Annotated in this window: 14 protein-coding genes; 3 read left to right on the forward strand and 11 right to left on the reverse strand. The window is 58.1% G+C overall.

Annotated features, from left to right (window positions below; genetic code table 11):
- Window positions 1–238: 238 nt before the first annotated feature.
- Window positions 239–1,786 carry an ABC transporter ATP-binding protein gene (locus ACVWYZ_RS03160; protein WP_457465990.1) on the forward strand — a complete coding sequence of 516 codons (1,548 nt, stop codon included), beginning with the start codon at window positions 239–241 and terminating at the stop codon, window positions 1,784–1,786.
- Here ACVWYZ_RS03160 and malQ read toward each other — a convergent pair.
- The 10 genes from malQ to ACVWYZ_RS03210 all read right to left on the reverse strand — a co-directional run bounded on the left by malQ (window position 1,783) and on the right by ACVWYZ_RS03210 (window position 13,303).
- Window positions 1,783–3,384 carry a 4-alpha-glucanotransferase gene (gene malQ, locus ACVWYZ_RS03165; protein WP_414374488.1) on the reverse strand — a complete coding sequence of 534 codons (1,602 nt, stop codon included), beginning with the start codon at window positions 3,382–3,384 and terminating at the stop codon, window positions 1,783–1,785. The two genes, ACVWYZ_RS03160 and malQ, sit on opposite strands and share 4 nt — an antisense overlap.
- A gap of 155 nt (window positions 3,385–3,539) precedes the next feature.
- On the reverse strand, window positions 3,540–4,412 hold the full coding sequence (locus tag ACVWYZ_RS03170) for a polysaccharide deacetylase family protein (protein ID WP_414408096.1): 873 nt from the start codon (window positions 4,410–4,412) through the stop codon (window positions 3,540–3,542).
- A gap of 40 nt (window positions 4,413–4,452) precedes the next feature.
- Window positions 4,453–5,070, reverse strand: a complete 618-nt coding sequence (pyrE, locus tag ACVWYZ_RS03175; RefSeq protein WP_457465992.1) for an orotate phosphoribosyltransferase — start codon at window positions 5,068–5,070, stop codon at window positions 4,453–4,455.
- A 199-nt stretch (window positions 5,071–5,269) separates the two neighbouring features.
- Window positions 5,270–5,815, reverse strand: a complete 546-nt coding sequence (locus ACVWYZ_RS03180; RefSeq protein WP_414356695.1) for a GTP-binding protein — start codon at window positions 5,813–5,815, stop codon at window positions 5,270–5,272.
- 232 nt (window positions 5,816–6,047) lie between these two features.
- Window positions 6,048–6,599 (reverse strand): protoglobin domain-containing protein, encoded by a 552-nt coding sequence (locus ACVWYZ_RS03185; protein ID WP_457465994.1) that lies wholly within the window; start codon window positions 6,597–6,599, stop codon window positions 6,048–6,050.
- Window positions 6,600–6,653: 54 nt separating this feature from the next.
- Window positions 6,654–7,022: a roadblock/LC7 domain-containing protein gene (locus tag ACVWYZ_RS03190; protein ID WP_011433098.1), complete on the reverse strand. Its 369-nt coding sequence runs from the start codon at window positions 7,020–7,022 to the stop codon at window positions 6,654–6,656.
- Window positions 7,023–7,102: 80 nt separating this feature from the next.
- Window positions 7,103–7,987, reverse strand: a complete 885-nt coding sequence (locus tag ACVWYZ_RS03195) for a DUF4388 domain-containing protein (RefSeq protein WP_457465996.1) — start codon at window positions 7,985–7,987, stop codon at window positions 7,103–7,105.
- Between the two features lie 397 nt (window positions 7,988–8,384).
- Window positions 8,385–9,266, reverse strand: coding sequence for a DUF4388 domain-containing protein (locus ACVWYZ_RS03200; protein ID WP_414418333.1), 882 nt, complete (start codon window positions 9,264–9,266; stop codon window positions 8,385–8,387).
- Between the two features lie 278 nt (window positions 9,267–9,544).
- A complete protein-coding gene (locus ACVWYZ_RS03205; protein WP_457465998.1) occupies window positions 9,545–12,148 on the reverse strand; it encodes a heavy metal translocating P-type ATPase in 2,604 nt (867 codons plus the stop codon).
- A 159-nt stretch (window positions 12,149–12,307) separates the two neighbouring features.
- Window positions 12,308–13,303 (reverse strand): aldo/keto reductase, encoded by a 996-nt coding sequence (locus tag ACVWYZ_RS03210; RefSeq protein ID WP_457465999.1) that lies wholly within the window; start codon window positions 13,301–13,303, stop codon window positions 12,308–12,310.
- Window positions 13,304–13,533: 230 nt separating this feature from the next.
- On the opposite strand from ACVWYZ_RS03210, the gene ACVWYZ_RS03215 reads away from it, so the two are divergent.
- Together ACVWYZ_RS03215 and ACVWYZ_RS03220 are read left to right on the forward strand one after the other, a co-directional pair.
- Complete coding sequence (locus ACVWYZ_RS03215; protein ID WP_457466001.1) at window positions 13,534–14,061, forward strand: hypothetical protein; 528 nt, start codon at window positions 13,534–13,536, stop codon at window positions 14,059–14,061.
- 42 nt (window positions 14,062–14,103) lie between these two features.
- Entirely contained in the window at window positions 14,104–15,738 is a 1,635-nt protein-coding gene (locus tag ACVWYZ_RS03220; protein ID WP_457466002.1) for a CTP synthase, read from the forward strand.
- Window positions 15,739–15,859: 121 nt separating this feature from the next.
- On the opposite strand, the gene ACVWYZ_RS03225 is transcribed toward ACVWYZ_RS03220, so the two are convergent.
- A complete protein-coding gene (locus ACVWYZ_RS03225) occupies window positions 15,860–16,822 on the reverse strand; it encodes a sigma-70 family RNA polymerase sigma factor (RefSeq protein ID WP_457466004.1) in 963 nt (320 codons plus the stop codon).
- Between the last annotated feature and the right edge of the window lie 198 nt (window positions 16,823–17,020).

Raw genomic sequence — 17,020 nt, forward strand, 5'->3', positions numbered from 1 at the left:
TGCTCCGCAGCGCTATTGCTATGCCTACGGCACCCTGACGGGAACCGCAACGCTGACGCGACGATGCGACGACGTAACGACGTGACCAACGTTTTAGGTGTGGGTGCAGTGTCCCAGTTTGAATCGAAATGACCATAGTGCTTAGAAAAAGAGAGACTCTCACAATACCCCCAGAAATGCTTTCCTCTGGCATGGCAGTTCACAACCTATGCTGGAAAAGGCGTTCAAGAAGCACCTCATGAGTGGGCCTGATCCTTCTTTGGCAGAGGGATCCCATCGCAGCGATATTGCCCTTCGCTTGCAGGGGATCACCAAGCGTTATCCTCTGGTGTTGGCCAACGACCACATCGATCTGGAGGTGCGTTGGGGAGAGATTCTGGCGCTGATGGGGGAGAACGGGGCGGGCAAGTCTACCCTGATGAAGATCGTCTATGGGTTGGTCAGCCCGGACGAGGGATCCATTCAAGTGGATGGGCAACCGGCCAAAATTCACAGTCCCGCCGATGCCATTCGGTTGGGAATTGGGATGGTGCATCAACACTTTATGTTGGTGGATCCCTTGACGGTTATGGAAAACGTGGTTCTTGGGGCTGAACCCGGCCATCTTTTTCAGGTCGATTTCCGTCGGGCCAGGGCTGAGGTGGCTCAGTTGATTGCCGAGATGGGCTTCCATCTGGATCCCGACGCCAGAGTGGAGGATCTGCCGGTAGGCCTACAGCAGCGGGTGGAGATCTTGAAAATGCTCTACCGCAAGGCCCGCATCTTGATTTTGGATGAGCCGACGGCAGTGTTGACTCCGCAGGAGGCAGGCGAGCTGTTTGCGTTTTTGCGCCGCTTTGCCCGGCGGGGGGGAGCTGTCATTTTCATCAGCCACAAGCTGAAGGAGGTAATGCAACTGGCCGACCGCGTCACCGTCATTCGGGATGGCAAGGTGGTGGCGACGTTGCCCACTGCCCAAACCGATGCCCAGGAACTGGCGCGGCTGATGGTGGGGCGGGAAGTCAGTCTGACCGTTGAAAAAAAGGCCGCTACCCCTGGGGAGGTGTTGCTGGATGTGCGAGATCTGTGGGTGGATATACCGGGGCGGAAGCCGGCGGTGGCGGGGGCGAGCTTCCAGGTACGTGCCGGCGAGATTGTGGGCCTTGCCGGTGTGGAGGGAAACGGCCAAACGGAATTGGTGGAGGCGATCACCGGCTTGAGAAGCTACCGCGGCCAAATTCGCTATGGAGCCGGATCCCTGTCTGCTTCGGCCCGACAGGTGCGTTGCTGGGGTCTGAGTCATATCCCCGAAGATCGCAATGTGAGAGGTTTGGTGCTGGATTTCCCCACCCGCGACAACCTGATCCTGGGGGATCACCATCAAAAGCCGTATACCGGCTGGTTGGGATTTTTTCGGGAAGAGGCCATTGACCAACATGCCCGCCAGGTGGTGGAGAGCTTCGACGTTCGCCCCCGCAGCATTTCCCTGACGGCCCGCCGCTATTCTGGGGGCAATGCCCAGAAGATCGTTGTGGGACGGGAGCTTTCCTGTGGATCCAAAGTGCTGGTGGCTGCCCAGCCGACGCGGGGGGTGGATGTGGGGGCCATCGAGGCCATTCATCGCCGCATCCTGCAGGCACGGGATCAGGGCATGGGGGTGCTGCTGGTATCGGCGGATTTGAATGAGGTGATCAGCTTGTCGGATCGCATTTTGGTGATCCATGAGGGCCGCCTAGTAGGAGAACTCAGGCCTGAAGAGGCCACCGAAGAGCGGATCGGGCTGCTGATGGGCGGGATCCAGCATTAGACGAGGCTGGGGGCAGCTTGAGAAGACCCTGCCGCCCGTTCTTGGGCTAGGGCTGCTCGCCGTTGCTCCAACTCTTGAGGAGAGATGCGCCCATAGGTCACGCTCATCTCGGCCAGCCGCTGGATCATGTCCTGCCGCAGCATCTCTTCGCGGTAGCGCCAGGCCCAGTTGTTCTCGGTGGTGCCGGGGAAGTTCATGCGCGCCTCTGCCCCCAGCCCCATCACATCCTGCAGGGGAATGATGGCCAGGTCGGCTACGGAAGAAAGGGCCAAGCGGATCAGATCCCAATGGATGCCCCCGGATCCCTGGCAGCCCAAATAGCGCAGCAGGTTTTGTTTTTCCCACTCCGAGCGATCCGGGTCATGAAACCAACCCACCACCGTGTTGTTGTCGTGGGTGCCGGTGTAAACGACAAAGTTGCGCTCATAGGCATGGGGCAAATAGGGGTTATCGGGCCCAGAGCCGAAGGCAAAGAGCAACACCTTCATGCCGGGCAAGCCAAATTGATCCCGCAGTTGCAACACCTCGGGCGTAATGTCTCCCAGATCTTCGGCAATCACCGGGATTTCCCCCAGCTTGTCGGCCAGGGCCTGAAAGAAATCTGCTCCCGGCCCTTTTTGCCACTCCCCTTCCACAGCCGTTTCCGCATCGCCCGGAATGGCCCAGTAGCTCTCGAAGCCGCGAAAGTGGTCGATGCGCACACAATCCACTTGCTTGAGAATGGCCTGCATGCGTTTGATCCACCAGTCGTAGCCACGGGCCTTGAGCACTTCCCAGTTGTAGAGGGGGTTGCCCCAGCGCTGCCCGGTGGGGCTGAAATAGTCCGGCGGCACACCGGCTACTTGTAAAGGCCGTCCCTGTTCATCCAGGTGAAACAGCTCCCGGTTGGCCCACACGTCGGCACTGTTGGGGGCAACATAGATGGGCACATCCCCGATGAGCTGCACTTGATGCCGATGGGCATACTCCCTCAAGGATCCCCACTGCTGGGCGAACAGATACTGCCAAAACATCTGCTCGGTAATGGCATCGGCATAGCGGTCGCGAGCCTCTTGCAGGGCCGGCGGATCCCGTCGCACCAAGGCCGGATCCCATTGGTTCCACTCTTGCTCGCCGTACACATCCTTGAGGGCCATGAACAGGGCATAGTCGGGCAACCAATCGGCTTCGGCAGCACAATAGGCTTGGAAGGCTTCCCAGTCGGCGGCGGACGCTTTTTCTTTGAAGGTTGCCCAGGCGCGGTGCAGCAGGCCCAGCTTGAAGGGGATCACGGTTTCGTAGTCCACCCGCTCGGCAGACCCGGCTTGGATCGTTGGCCATTGGGGCAGATCCTGCCAACTGTTGGGATCCAGCCAACCGGCCCCCACCAATAGCTCCGGGCTGATGAGAAGCGGGTTGCCGGCAATGGAGGAAAAGCTCATGTAGGGGGAGTTGCCCCAGCCGGTCGGCCCAAGAGGAAGAACCTGCCAGAGGCGTTGGCCGCTCTCCACCAGAAAGTCCACAAAGCGATAAGCCGATGGCCCCAGATCGCCGATACCAAATGGCCCCGGTAGCGAGGTGGGGTGCAGGAGGATCCCACTGAGTCTGCCCATGCGCATGGCCAAGCCCTTTTGCCCTAGGTGGTTTCACCGCCTATGCTGTCACTTCTGGAGCCACGGTGGACAGCTCCAGACAAGACAAAATTAGAACAAAGTTAAAAAATGAGCAGGATCCAAGGCCAAGACGCGCTTTTCCCTCTGGCCAGGGGATCCCGTCAGGGCGTCTCAGGAGCAGGGCAGGCTTGGGCATACCAGTCGTAGAGGCCATCACCGGTGGTGAGCCAAGTCTGAGGGCGAGATTGGATGTGCTGCAAGGCTTTTTTCAGGGATCCCATCCGCAGAGGCTGCCCGACAATGAAAGGATGTAGGCCGATGGCCATGACGCGGGGGGAGCGTTCCCCATCTTGCCACAGTTGATCAAACTGGTCGATGAGGGCTTGGGCAAAGGCTTCTGCCGGCAGGCGGGCGCTGAGGCAGAGGCTGATGTCGTTGGCCTCTAGAGTGTAGGGGATCCCCAAGAGAGGGCCGGCGGCAGTCTGCAGCCAGTAGGGTTGGTCGTCGTTTACCCAGTCGGTGGTGTAGCGGATCCCGGCAGCCTTGAGCAGGTCAAAGGTGTTCTCGCTAACGGAAAACCCCGGCGTCAGCCAGCCCCAGGGTCGGGATCCCGACACCTTCTCCAAAAGGGACAAACTGCGCTCAATGAGCTCCTGTTCGACGTCACGGGCCAGGCCGCTGTGGCCGGTGGAGTTGTTCCAGCCGTGGGCCAGCACCGACCAGCCGTATTGGCGGATCCCTTCGATGATGGGGGGGTAAAGATCCACCATTTCCGCATTCAAGGCCGCCGTCACCGGGATCCCCAGCTCGGCAAACAGCTCAAACAAGCGCCAAATGCCCACCCGATTGCCATAGTCCCGCCAGCCATAGTTGGCGATCTCAGGGGAGCTGGTGAGATGGGGTTGAATGGCCGTGCCCAGCTTGCCAAAAGTGAAGTGCTCGATGTTCATCACCACGTACACAGCCACCCGCGCCCGATGCGGTAGGCTCGGCAGATTTCGGCTGGGCAGAGCTGAGTAGGCAGGGGGCAGCATGTCCGCTCTCCAAAGCTTTGATGCTCACCAAGGGGGCAGGCTAGTCCTTTGATTTTCCTGAGGTCAAGGCCCGATGGCAAGCCTGCACTTCTGGAAGGGTGAATAGGCGACGAAAGGCGATCCCTGCCTCTCGGTAGCGGTCTTCTGCCCCTTCCAGCCGATCCACCAAAGCCAGGATCCCTTCCGCCCGGTAGCCGGCTGCCCGCACCCGCTCTACAGCTTTGAGGGTCGAGCCGCCGGTGGTGACGACATCTTCCAAGATCCAAACCCGGCTGCCCGCCGGCAGTTCTGGCCCCTCGATCCAGGCCTGCGTACCGTGCCCCTTGGGCTCTTTGCGCACGATCAAGGCGGGTAGGTTGGCGGGTTCAGCATGCAGAGAGGCCAAACTCACCGCCGTCACCAGGGGATCTGCCCCCAGCGTCATTCCGGCCACTGCCTCGGTTTCGGGCGGCAACAGTCGGTGCAGCAGGGATCCCACCCAATAAGCTCCTTGGGGGTGAAGGGTAACCGGTTTGCAGTTGATGTAGTAGGGGCTCTTCTGTCCAGAAGTGAGGGTAAAGGAGCCTTCTCGGTAAGCCAGTTGGGCCAGGAGATATAGCAGTTTCTCCCGCGCTTCCTCTGGGGAAAGGGTCAGGGGAGAGCAATCGAGAAGCAACACAACGGGGATCCTCTTGGTTCAATGGCTGGCAAGAAAGATCACTCAGGACATTTCATTATGCGGCAAATCTCCACCGAATCCAATCTCCCGTTTTTCGGCTTCACGGGAGGGATCCCTGTCACGCAAAAGATACGCCTGTGTTGGCTGGGGTCGATGTTGCTAAAAAAAGCTGTAGCCTGCTGGATACCTGAAAATCTGTTCAAACAACCACCTGGGGCATCATTTGCTCAACCAACAGAAGCAACGTGTTGGCAACAGAAGATGGCTCTTGAGCATTCAAAGTGGTGTGGGGAATCGCGCCATCTTGATTCCCCAAAATTAACAAAATGTCTTCTGGATCCCAGGCATTGGGTTGATCGACGTGAGTGATCCCAATCACGCAGGGGGCACTTGTCCTGGCTTTCATAAAAGATTGAATAGCTTGGGCGTTGCGAAATTGGCCCGGCAGGTGCGCGGGCACCAGAAGAACATAGCCGTGGGCACGCTTAATCAAAATATCCCACATAAAGTTAAAGCGAGACTGGCCGGGAGTGCCGTAGAGATGCAGCCACATCTCTTCTTCCTCCTCTCCAATTCTCAAGCGGCCGAAGTCCATGCTTACCGTCGTGGTTTTCTTCAGCTCTGCCACCTCGTCGGTTGCTTTGCAATCGGTGTCTACTACCTCAATCTCGCTAATCGTGCGAATAAAGGTAGACTTTCCAGCTCCCACCGGCCCTGTTACAACAATTCGCAAGATATTTCCCATAAACTGGCCTCAGACTAAGCTCTAGCGACAAAGCTGAATAAAACTCGGGGGAGTGCACCGATGTGCCGCACGGGAGGTAAAGCTATCTCCAGGTTGCTTCTAAGATAATCTAAAAAAGATACCAACGCCAGCTCTGCTCCAGAGGGATCCCAGAAACTCAAGCACCTCAGCCCAAGAAGGTAGAGAAATTAAGCAAGTAGAGTAAGCAAGAGCCCACTCTAACTCAAACAACTCAAATTAAACTGTTGGCACCATTGGCAATTAACCGTTTGAATAAAGCCTCGCTCATGCCTGTTTCCTGTTGCACTGCATTGTAGGCCACCTCAAGGTAAGCTTGCTCAATAAAGGAGAGGTCAATCATACAGACCTTGCTCAAGCTGGTGCGCAACTGCTCAGGCTTGCCTTCTTTCACCAACCGCCGACTGACCTCCTGCACAACTGTGGCCATAGCAGGCACAACATGTTGAGGGCCGATGCCAACGCGCACATGAACTATGCCAATCTTCCAGCGCCGCTCAGCGTATTGTGGCCCCCAGTTATCCATGCCCGTGAACATTTCCTTGAACCAGTCAGCAAAAGTTTGGCCCAGCCGCTGCCGGTTGTGCTTGGCTATCACTGCCGCCATTTCGGCATCGCGATCCAGATAGCCGTAAAAGGCGTTTGACATTTCCGCCGCGATACTGCCGCCCCAGTCAGCACTTTGCTGCAAAATTTTCTTGTCATCATCTGTGAATTGCGTGCGTGAGATCAGGACTTGGAGCAGCTCAGAAGGTTTAATGGCCATACTTCCCTCAACGTCAGGACAGAATCAAAAACTTAGCCTCCACATTTGATTTTCTTACTTCATTGCCTCTGCAATGCTTGCCGCGACTCGCTTAATTTCCAAAAAGAGCAAGCCTTGCTTGACTTCATGGCTGGCAATTGTCAGCAAGACGGCATCGGGGCCACAACTGGTTAAAACCCCGTATCCTTTTTCCCCCTGTACAAAAACCCTCTCTATGGCTCCGCGCCCTAGCTCTCTCCCAATCCGTTCGCCCAAAGAAAGCATGGCAGCCGACATAGCAGAGGTTCTCTCTTCATCCATACCCACAGGCAGTGTGGAAGCTAAAGGTAGCCCGTCGGGGGTGACCACTGCTGCTCCCTGGACTTCCGGTGTGTTGGCAACATAGCTCTGGAGGATCGCCTGCAAAGAGGACAGATTAGCCATCCTACATCTCCCTGCTGATTCACTATTTCTAATGTTTCTACCCGAAAACCGAAAACATGACTGCAAATATCCCTATGCTTTTATTTTTCGCGCATGCCCTTGAGGAGGGTGGCTAATCGACTGACCAGAGAAGGCTTGACCGGGCCGCTCTCATCCTGAAAACCGGGCACCCTTGCCCCCAGCCTCTCCCTCACTTGCTCAGGATTCACCCCCTCAGCCACTGACTTGGACAGCTCCAAGTGACCAGACCGAGCCAGAACCGTTGGCCCCTCACAGGGACTGATCAACCCCAGCTTCGCCAGACGGGCACAGGCATAGCGCACCTCCAGCAGGTCTGCCCCCAGTGCTTGAGCCAAAGCCGTCAGCTTGCGGGAAGGCGACACCTGCTCTAGGATCCCCCACTCCAGCGCAGAAAGCTTGAACAGAGGCAGTTCGGTGCTGGTACGCCAAAAGCAGCTATCAGGCTCTGGCAGGTCTTTTTCGGGGCGCTGGTCTAGCTTGAGCTGCTGCAGGGCTTCCAGGACGGCAGCGGTGGCGCCTTTGCTCAGGCCGGTCATTTCTCGGTAGGGCATGGGCACGTTGGGCAGGAAGCTGAACTGGCCGGATTCGAGGGCAAAGAGGCTGTAGAGGCCGGTTTGCAGTTGATGGCGGAAGAGCTTGGCCAGGGCTGCTGGGGTAATCAACCCTTGCCGCTGCAAGCAACGCCCCAGAGGCTCTTCCGAGCCGCAAAAGGAAGCCAGCTTCTCGACCACCCGCTCGCTCACCAAGCCGGAATGGGCCAGCAAGCTCTCCAGGCGGTGTTCTTCCTGAGGTGGTAGGGCAGCAATGACCCGACCCTGATAAAACCAGATCCTGTAGATGCCGCCGGGCGCCCAGATACAGAGCTGTCCTGTTTTGCTGCCTCTCTCGATCAGCTGCAACAGATCGGGCAAGGAAAATTCTTGGAGGTCTCCAACTATGGCCATAAGAACTCTCTATGAACCTCGCTTCGATGGAATGGGTAAAAAATCAATGCTTCAGTGATTTTTTGGACATCCCTATTCTTGTACATGTACTCTCGGACAACAACCGTGTATCAACGGCTGTGTTCTTTGTAGCTAGGTACTCTGCGCGCCAGCAGTTACACTTACTATCCGGGAAAATCTATCAAGGAATACAATTAGGCAGCACTCGGAAGCCCTTCACAGAAGAGTTCTAGTTTCCTTTGTTTCAGCTTTGTGTTGGATCATGTCGCTTCGTAAGATAGAACTCCTATTTTTGCTTTCTCTGTGAGCGGAAGTTAGAGAAAAGTTATAGACCCTTCCAAGTTCTTTACAAAGCCAGAAGAAAGCCAGAAGATTGTTTTTTTCCGTTAGGTTTGCCTCACTTTTCGCGCATGCCCTTGAGGAGGGTGGCTAATCGACTGACCAGAGAAGGCTTGACGGGGCCGCCCTCATCCTGGAGACCAGGCACCCTTGCCCCCAGCCTCTCCCTCACCGGCTCGGGATTCACCTCCTCAGCAATCGACTTGGACAGCTCCCAGTGACCAGACCGAGCCAGAACCGTTGGCCCCTCACAGGGACTGATCAACCCCAGCTTGGCCAGACGGGCACAGGCATAGCGCACCTCCAGCAGGTCTGCCCCCAGTGCTTGAGCCAAAGCCGTCAGCTTGCGAGAAGGCGACACCTGCTCCAGGATCCCCCACTCCAGCGCAGAAAGCTTGAACAGAGGCAGTTCGGTGCTGGTACGCCAAAAGCAGCTATCAGGCTCTGGCAGGTCTTTTTCGGGGCGCTGCTCCAGCTTGAGCTGCTGCAGGGCTTCCAGGACGGCAGCGGTGGCGCCTTTGCTCAGGCCGGTCATTTCTCGGTAGGGCATGGGCACATTGGGCAAAAAGCTGAACTGGCCGGATTCGAGGGCGAAGAGGCTGTAGAGGCCGGTTTGCAGTTGATGGCGAAAGAGCTTGGCCAAATCTACGGGCGAGATCAACCCTTGCCGCTGCAGGCAACGCCCCAGAGGCTCCTCCAAGCCCCTAGCGACCAACTGGCTGACCACCTGCTCGTCCACCAAGCCAAAGCGCGTCAGCAGGCTTTCCAAACGATGCTTTTCTTCAGGGGTGAGGGCGGCGACCACCCGACCTTGGTAAAACCAAATCCGCTGAATGCCATTGGGTGCCCAGATGGATAATTGCCCTGCTTTCTTACCCTTTTCCATTAAATGCAACAGGTCGCATAAGGAAAATTCCTGAAGATCTCCAAGCATCGCCATACTTTTGCTCCCTTCACCGCTGCAAGATGCGCTTTCCCAGTATTTTCACGGTTTTTGCTTTGCTAAGCAAGAAACCAGAAGATGCGCTTACAGCTTGGTTTCGGCCTAATCTTACAACCAAATCCTCAAAAGTTAAAGCGGATTAATCTTTTTAATCAAATGTAATCGAAGTTGCCGAATTTTTGGCTTGGACGCAGCGGAAATTGTGTCAGAAGCTCGGTAAAACCTCGGAAGACTTAACGATCGATACTTAGTCATTCGTAATTTTTAACACTTTTTTAGCTGCGGCTACTCGAAGATCTACGGGGTACAAAAGTTCGCCTCAAGAGGAGTGAATTGAGGATTACACTGAGGGAACTCAAGGCCATGAGACCCCCAGCGATTGCCGGGCTAAGCCCAATGCCAAAGGGGGGTAGGAGCACGCCTGCTGCCACTGGGATCCCCACCAGGTTGTAGCCAAAGGCCCAGAGGAGGTTCTGCTGGATCTTGCGGAAGGTGGCGCTGCTGAGGCGGATAGCTTCCACCACATCCCAGAGGCGGTTGCGCATGAGGATGATATCGGCGGTTTCTAAGGCCGCATCAGTGGCTGAGTGCAGGGCGATGCCCACATCGGCTTGGGCCAAAGCCGGAGCGTCGTTAATGCCATCTCCCACCATGGCAACTCTCTGGCCTTGGGTCTGCAGGTCGCGGATGACTTGAGCTTTGTCTGCCGGGTGAACCTGGGCGATAACGCGGATCCCGGGCACTTGCAGAGCTTCGGCTACCTGCTTGGCCACCTCAGCCCGATCGCCAGTAAGCAGCATCACCTGCAAGCCCATCTTTTGCAGTTGTCGCAGTGTTGCCTGCGCATCAGGCCGCAAGGGATCCTGGGCTGCCAGCAGCCCCACCAAGGATCCCTCTACAGCCACGCCCACCACCGTTTTGCCGGCTGCCAGTAGCGCCTCGGCCTGGGCCTGCGCCTCTGGGGAAATTGGGATCCCCAAAGCAGCCAGCCCATCCAGGGATCCCAACACCACTTCCTGCCCTTCCACTTGGGCGGCGACTCCTATCCCCGGTTGGGTTTGAAACTCGCCGGCGGAGAGCAACGGCAAACCCTGGGTGCGGGCGGCTTGCAAAATGGCTTGCGCCAGAGGGTGGCGAGTGCCGCTTTCCACTGTGGCCGCCAGTTGGAGTAGGCGATTGGGATCCAGGGAGGGGTCAAGGCTGAGACAGTCCGTCAGGTGGGGATCCCCTTGGGTGAGGGTGCCGGTTTTGTCGAAGACCACCGTTTGCAAGCGATGGGCTTTCTCCAGAACATCTCCCCCTCGGATGAGCAAACCCCGCTCGGCTCCCAAGCCAGTACCCACCAGGATGGCCATCGGCGTAGCCAACCCCAAAGCACAGGGGCAGGCCACCACCAAAACGGCAATGGCCATCTTGAGGCTGCTGAGCAGGGGTGTGGGGTGAGGGGGATGGTCACCCAGATGCAGATGGGCGTGCAGGCTGAACCCCTCCAGGACGAAGTGCTCCGCACCGTCGCTCCCCCAAAGCGGGATCCCAATCCAGTACCAGAACCCAAAGGTGAGAATGGCCAGCGTGACCACCCCATAGGTGAAGTAGCCCGCCACCTGGTCGGCTATCCCTTGGATGGGGGCCTTGCGAGCTTGGGCCTCTTCCACCAGGCGAATGATCTGGGCCAAGGTGGTGTCTTTCCCGGTGCGCGTCGCCCGGCACAGCAGCAACCCCGATTGGTTCAGCGTTCCCGCCACCACGGGATCCCCCACTTGTTTCAGCACCGGCAAGGGTTCCCCTGTCAACATCCCCTCGTTGACCGTGGCCTGGCCGGCAATGACCTCTCCATCCACCGGGATCTGTTCGCCGGCTCGCACCTGGAGCCAATCCCCCACTCGCACCTGTTCGACAGGGCACCATTCTCCGGTTTGGGATCCCAGATCCAGGTTCCCCTCTGGGCTGGAAGCCAGAGATCCCGCCTTCTCTGCAGGCTGAACCCGCCGAGCCAAACTGGGACACAAGCTCACCAGCGATTGCAGGCTGCTGGTCGCCCGCAGGCGGCTGTGCTGTTCCAAGGCCCGTCCCAACAGGATGAAGCTGAGCATCATGACGGGCTCGTCGAAAAAGCACTCCCAGCCCACCTGAGGGGCCAGCAACCCCACCAGACTGGCCAGGTAGGCCGATCCGGATCCCAGGGTAACCAAGGTGTTCATGTTGGGGGCCAGCCGCCGCGCCCCTCTCCAACCATCCAGGACAATGCCGCGAGCTGGGCCGACAAAAGTCAAGGTCGCCAAGCCCCAGTGCAGCCAGACATCATTAAGGAGGGGCAAGCCCAGACGGGCGAAGAGATCCAAGTGTCCGGCGGCAGAAATCAGCAGCAAAAAAGCGGCGGTGAGCGCTTGGCGAATGTGGTGTCGGGTCTGCTGTCGCTGCCGAGAGAGGGGATCCGCAGGCACATCCAAGGCTTCTTCCCACCCACCGGGAGGGGAAGAGGGATCTTGAGAGTGCTCCGCACCGCTGACGCGAACGGAACTCCCGCCGGAGAGGGCCTCACCCTCTGAACTGTAGCGGCTGGGAAACCCTGCCTCTGTCAAAATCTGGGCCAGGTGCTGCGGGTCGGGCCGGATCCCAGGGGCAAACTCCACAAGGGCCGACTCGGTAACCAGGTTAACGCTGGCCTTAACCACCCCCGGCTGTCTCAGCAGGGCCTGCTCAACGGTGCGAACGCAGCCGGCACAACTCATGCCCCCCACGCGGAGAATCAGGGATCCCGCCTGAGAAGGCGCTGTGGGCCCATTCTGGTCAGCCGGATCCCTTGGCCTGTCTGCCTTATGGGCCTTATGGGTCAGAGTGCTCCGCACCGCTGACGCAATTGCATCTGTAATGGCCATCTTTGTCCTCCCGTGGTTGACAGACTCCTGGCCCTACTGGCTGCGGTAGGACAGGGCTCTACATCCCATTTTTTGCCAAACTCAATCGTAGGACTGGGATCCCGGCGACAAAGTGCTCCCCACCGCTAACGCAAACGGCAAGGGAACAGAAAGCAACAACTAGGCAGCGCGGGCAGGCGGGGACATAAAGCTGGGGGGAATGGACTCGGGAACATACCTTTGCAAAATATCCTCGATGGTCTGCATCGCTTCCGCATCCAACGACCAGCCCCAAAGGCCGGATATTGCCTCCAGATGATAGGGCTTGCGTGCCCCCCACAGCGCCACACTCACCCCCGGTTGATCCAGCAGCCAGCGCACCGCCAACTGGGCCAAGGTCTTGCCATAGCGATCCTGAGCAAACCGGCTCAATGCCTCTGCCGCTTTTAGGTACTGGGAGTAGCGCGGTTCAACAAACTTGGGATCGATCCCGGCGCGCATATCCCCTGGGGGGAAGGTGGTTTGTGGCGTCATCCGTCCGCTCAGCAGACCTCGGCAGAGGGGGCTGTACACCAAGGTGTGAATGCCGTGCTCTCGACAGTAGGGCAAGACCTCTGCTTCAATCTGCCGCTCGAACAGGTTGTAGGGGGGCTGGGCGGTGTGCAGAGGAGCCACCTGGCGAAACCGATCCATCTGTTCGGGGGAAAAGTTGCTGACCCCAATGGCGCGGATCTTGCCCTGCTGCAGCAACTGCCCCAGAAACGCCGCCGTTTCTTCGATCGGTTCCAAGGGATCCGGCCAATGAATTTGGTAGAGATCGATCACATCTGTTTGCAAGCGGCGCAGAGAATCCTCCAGTTCTTGGGCCAAGCGAGGCAGGCTGGAGTTGCGCACCACTTTGTTGTTTGTCCACTCCAGTCCCGCTTTGGTGGCGAGAACCACCCGATCGCGGCAACCTGAGTCTTTGATCGCTTGCCCCAGCACTTCCTCCGAAACACCCAGTCCGTAGATGGGAGCGGTGTCGAAGGTGGTTATGCCCAAATCAATGGCTTTGCGAATCGTGGTGTAAGATTCCTGGCGGTCGGAAGGGCCCCACCAGCCGCCGCCCATCGCCCAAGTGCCCAGGCCCACCCGGCTCAACCTTAGCCCTGCATCTGCGAGGGTGACGAACTCCATGGCTGCTCCTGCTGAACCCCGATCCTCCCACTGTGGCCAGGGATCCTCTCCAAAAATCTAGCAGACATTGCTGACAGCAGCCGAGGTTGCGTGAACGACCCAAGCCTGTGACCGGGGTTGGAAGGAGAGGAGAGGCTTTTGACTCTGCTGTTGTAAGGAACTGAATCGATAGGATCCCATTCAAGAGCTGCAGCGTCTCTCAACCCAGAACTTTTGCGAGGAATGGCTCCATGAAGCCCACTTTTCTTGTCTCTACTGTCAGCTCCGTCGGTATGGCTCTCCTGTGGGGATCCCTTCTGGCTGGAAGGGCTGCCCAAGCGCAGGTGATCACCCCTCTTTTCCCCTCTGGAACTCCCATCCCCGTCGAACCCTTGCCCCCCAGTCCCGATATTCCCACCCTGCCCATCGTGCCGGATCCCCGGCCTGTGCCGGCAACCCCTGCTCCCCGGCGACCGCTGCCCAGGGGGAGTTTTGAGGAGATCAGCCGCTACTTCCGGGATCTCAACCGCGCCAAAAACCTGGCCCGTCAAGCTGCCGAGATCGCCAATGGGGGCCTACAACGCTATCGCGCCGAAGCTTCCATGCACGGGGCAGCCATTGACTCGCCGTTTGAAGAGTTTGAAGACGCCTGGATCTTCACCTTCCGGGGGGGAGAGCCCAGCTTTGTCCAGCCCAGCATTGAAACCCAGGTGCGGGTGGACAGGCGCACCTTTCAAACCACCATCCTCTACAACGGCCCCATCCGCTCTCTGCGCTGAGGGATCCCTGGCATAATCAAAAAAAGGCAAGGGATCCAAGCTATGACCAAGTTTGTCTTCGTCACCGGTGGAGTGGTCTCCAGCATCGGCAAAGGCATTGTGGCGGCTAGCTTGGGTCGCCTGCTCAAATCCCGCAATTACACGGTGTCGATTTTGAAGCTGGATCCCTATATCAATGTGGATCCCGGCACCATGAGTCCCTACCAGCATGGAGAAGTGTTCGTCACCGACGACGGCGCCGAGACCGACCTGGACTTGGGCCACTACGAGCGCTTCACCGACACCAACATGTCTAAGCTCAACAACGTTACCACCGGCGCCATCTACCAGGCCGTGATCCACAAAGAGCGGCGCGGCGATTACCAGGGCAGCACGGTGCAGGTGATCCCCCACGTCACCCAAGAGATTAAAGAGCGCATCCGGCGGGTGGCCCGCGAGACCAACCCCGACGTGGTGCTGGTGGAGGTGGGGGGCACGGTGGGAGATATCGAGTCTCTGCCCTTTTTGGAGGCCATCCGCCAATTTCGCAAGGATGTGGGCCGGGCCAACGTGGCCTATGTGCATGTTACCCTGGTGCCCCTGATCAAAGCGGCAGGGGAGATGAAAACCAAGCCTACCCAGCACTCGGTCAAGGAGCTGCGCTCCATTGGCATCCAGCCAGATGTGTTGGTGTGCCGCTGCGAGCAGCCCCTGCCCCGCAGCATCAAAGAGAAGATCTCCGAGTTTTGTGACGTGCCGGTAGAATGCGTCATCCAGGCGCAGGATGCCCCCAGCATCTACGACGTGCCTCTGGTGCTGGAGCAGGAGGGGTTGGCGCAGCGGGTTTTGGAGATCCTCAACCTGGATCCGCAGCAGCCAGATCTACGGGAGTGGGAGCTCCTGGTGCAGCGGCTGCACCACCCCCAAGAGCAGGTGGAGATTGCCATTGTCGGCAAATACGTGCGCCTTACAGATGCCTATCTTTCCGTGGCCGAGGCCCTGCGCCATGCTGGGTTGGCTCTCAATGCCGGCGTCACGCTGCGCTGGATCTCTTCTGAGGAAGTCGAGGAGCGGGGGCCGGAAGCCCTACTGGCTGGTGTGGATGGGGTAGTGGTGCCGGGGGGGTTTGGCAATCGCGGCATCGAGGGCAAAGTGGCCAGTATTTGCTACGTGAGGGAGCAAGGCATTCCCTTCCTAGGGCTGTGTCTGGGCATGCAGTGCGCGGTGATCGACTGGGGATGTCACATTGCCCACCTGGAGCGGGCCAACAGCTACGAGTTTGACCCCGATACCCCCCACCCGGTGATCAGCCTCTTGCCGGAGCAGAAAGATGTGGAAGATCTGGGAGGAACCCTGCGGCGGGGCCTCTATCCCTGTCGCATCATGCCCAATACCCTGGCGGCCAAGCTGTATGGCGAGACCATCATCTACGAGCGCCACCGCCATCGCTATGAGTTTAACAATGCCTACCGCAGCCTTTTTCTGGACTCTGGTTATATCATCAGCGGAGTCTCGCCGGATAACCGCTTGGTGGAGATTATCGAGCTGCCCAGCCACCCCTTTTTCATCGCCACCCAGTTCCATCCGGAGTTTCGCTCCCGCCCCAACCGCCCCCACCCCCTCTTTTTGGGGTTGATCGAAGCTGCCCTGCGCAGCCGCCCTCAGCCTCACCCCCTGCAGTTGCAGAAGATGGGCTAGTTGACAGATCCCTTGTCCAAAAGTGGGGGCACGCCTCTGGTCCTGGTTCTGCAGAGCTTTGCTGAACATAAACTGCTGCGGAATCCTGGGTTTCGCCTGTGGAGCAGCCGTGGCCTACTGCCTAAAACGAGGTCATCCAATCTGCCAAAATTTCCTGTCGGCGTGGATGGCGCAGTTTGCGCATGGCTCGTGCTTGAATTTGTCGGACGCGCTCTCGAGACAGGCCGAAAAGCTGACCAATTTCGGAGAGAGTGTGTAGGTGGCCATCTTTCAGCCCATAGCGGAGCTTGAGAATCTCTTGCTCTCGGGGGCTGAGCTGCTCCAGCATCTCTTCCAGTTGGGCAGACAGCAGGTACAAGTCCATTTGCGATTCGGGAGTGAGGCTGTTGGCGTCCTCGATAAGCTGCATCAGCTCCCTATCCTCCTCTTTGCCAACCGGAGTATGTAGCGAAAGGGTTTGGCGACCGGCTTCCAAGAGGGTTAAGAGAGCGTCCAGCTTGTCGGGGGAAATCTCCAGAGCTTCGGCAATTTCCGCTTGGGTGGGGCGACGGTTTAGGGTCTCGGTCAGCTCCCGCCGGATCCGCTTCACCTGGTTGAGCTTTTCTACCATATGCACCGGGATCCGCACCAGACGCCCCTGATTGGCAACGGCGCGGGTGATTCCTTGGCGAATCCACCAGTAGGCATAGGTGGAAAACTTGTAGCCGCGTTCGCACTCAAATTTTTCTGCGGCTCGGATCAGGCCGATGGTGCCTTCTTGAATCAAATCCAGAAACGGCACACCGCGATTCAAATACTTTTTGGCAATCGAGACCACCAAGCGCAGGTTGGCCCTGACCAATTCCCGTTTCGCCCGTTCCCTGGCAGCTCCCCCCTCTGCGATCAGCCGCCCCAACTTCACCTCCTGCTCGGCACTGAGGAGTGGGTAGCGAGCCATTTCCCGCAAAAATATGCCCACCGAGTCCTCCGACAGCGAGGCTTGAGTTGCCCGGCTGCCGGGTTTGCTGAGCCGTACCTCAACCCGCTTCAGTGGAGGAGGAGAGTTCTGAACAGCTACATTCGTCCCATTTGGTTGAGATTTCATACAAACTCAAGCTCAAGTTCACAAGCGGGTGTTAAGAACTTTACTCAGTACAGGATGGAGGCGGCTAACCTTTCAGCAAACCCAACTTCCTTCAGGGATCCCTGCAGACACAGGGCAGAGATCTCGCCGGATTTCAAGAGGCTACTCGATTTCTCTAGGTTCAGACTTCAGCTTTTGCTAAGGTGGGGCGCAGACTAA

The organism is Thermostichus sp. MS-CIW-37, from assembly GCF_054060065.1.

Excerpts from the sequence above, each read along its gene's own strand:
- ACVWYZ_RS03160 (WP_457465990.1), top strand. The coding sequence starts at position 239 with ATGAGTGGGCCTGATCCTTCTTTGGCAGAGGGATCCCATCGCAGCGAT.
- malQ (WP_414374488.1), bottom strand. The coding sequence starts at position 3,384 with ATGCGCATGGGCAGACTCAGTGGGATCCTCCTGCACCCCACCTCGCTA.
- ACVWYZ_RS03170 (WP_414408096.1), bottom strand. The coding sequence starts at position 4,412 with ATGCTGCCCCCTGCCTACTCAGCTCTGCCCAGCCGAAATCTGCCGAGC.
- ACVWYZ_RS03180 (WP_414356695.1), bottom strand. The coding sequence starts at position 5,815 with ATGGGAAATATCTTGCGAATTGTTGTAACAGGGCCGGTGGGAGCTGGA.
- ACVWYZ_RS03185 (WP_457465994.1), bottom strand. The coding sequence starts at position 6,599 with ATGGCCATTAAACCTTCTGAGCTGCTCCAAGTCCTGATCTCACGCACG.
- ACVWYZ_RS03190 (WP_011433098.1), bottom strand. The coding sequence starts at position 7,022 with ATGGCTAATCTGTCCTCTTTGCAGGCGATCCTCCAGAGCTATGTTGCC.
- ACVWYZ_RS03195 (WP_457465996.1), bottom strand. The coding sequence starts at position 7,987 with ATGGCCATAGTTGGAGACCTCCAAGAATTTTCCTTGCCCGATCTGTTG.
- ACVWYZ_RS03200 (WP_414418333.1), bottom strand. The coding sequence starts at position 9,266 with ATGGCGATGCTTGGAGATCTTCAGGAATTTTCCTTATGCGACCTGTTG.
- ACVWYZ_RS03205 (WP_457465998.1), bottom strand. The coding sequence starts at position 12,148 with ATGGCCATTACAGATGCAATTGCGTCAGCGGTGCGGAGCACTCTGACC.
- ACVWYZ_RS03210 (WP_457465999.1), bottom strand. The coding sequence starts at position 13,303 with ATGGAGTTCGTCACCCTCGCAGATGCAGGGCTAAGGTTGAGCCGGGTG.
- ACVWYZ_RS03215 (WP_457466001.1), top strand. The coding sequence starts at position 13,534 with ATGAAGCCCACTTTTCTTGTCTCTACTGTCAGCTCCGTCGGTATGGCT.
- ACVWYZ_RS03220 (WP_457466002.1), top strand. The coding sequence starts at position 14,104 with ATGACCAAGTTTGTCTTCGTCACCGGTGGAGTGGTCTCCAGCATCGGC.
- ACVWYZ_RS03225 (WP_457466004.1), bottom strand. The coding sequence starts at position 16,822 with ATGAAATCTCAACCAAATGGGACGAATGTAGCTGTTCAGAACTCTCCT.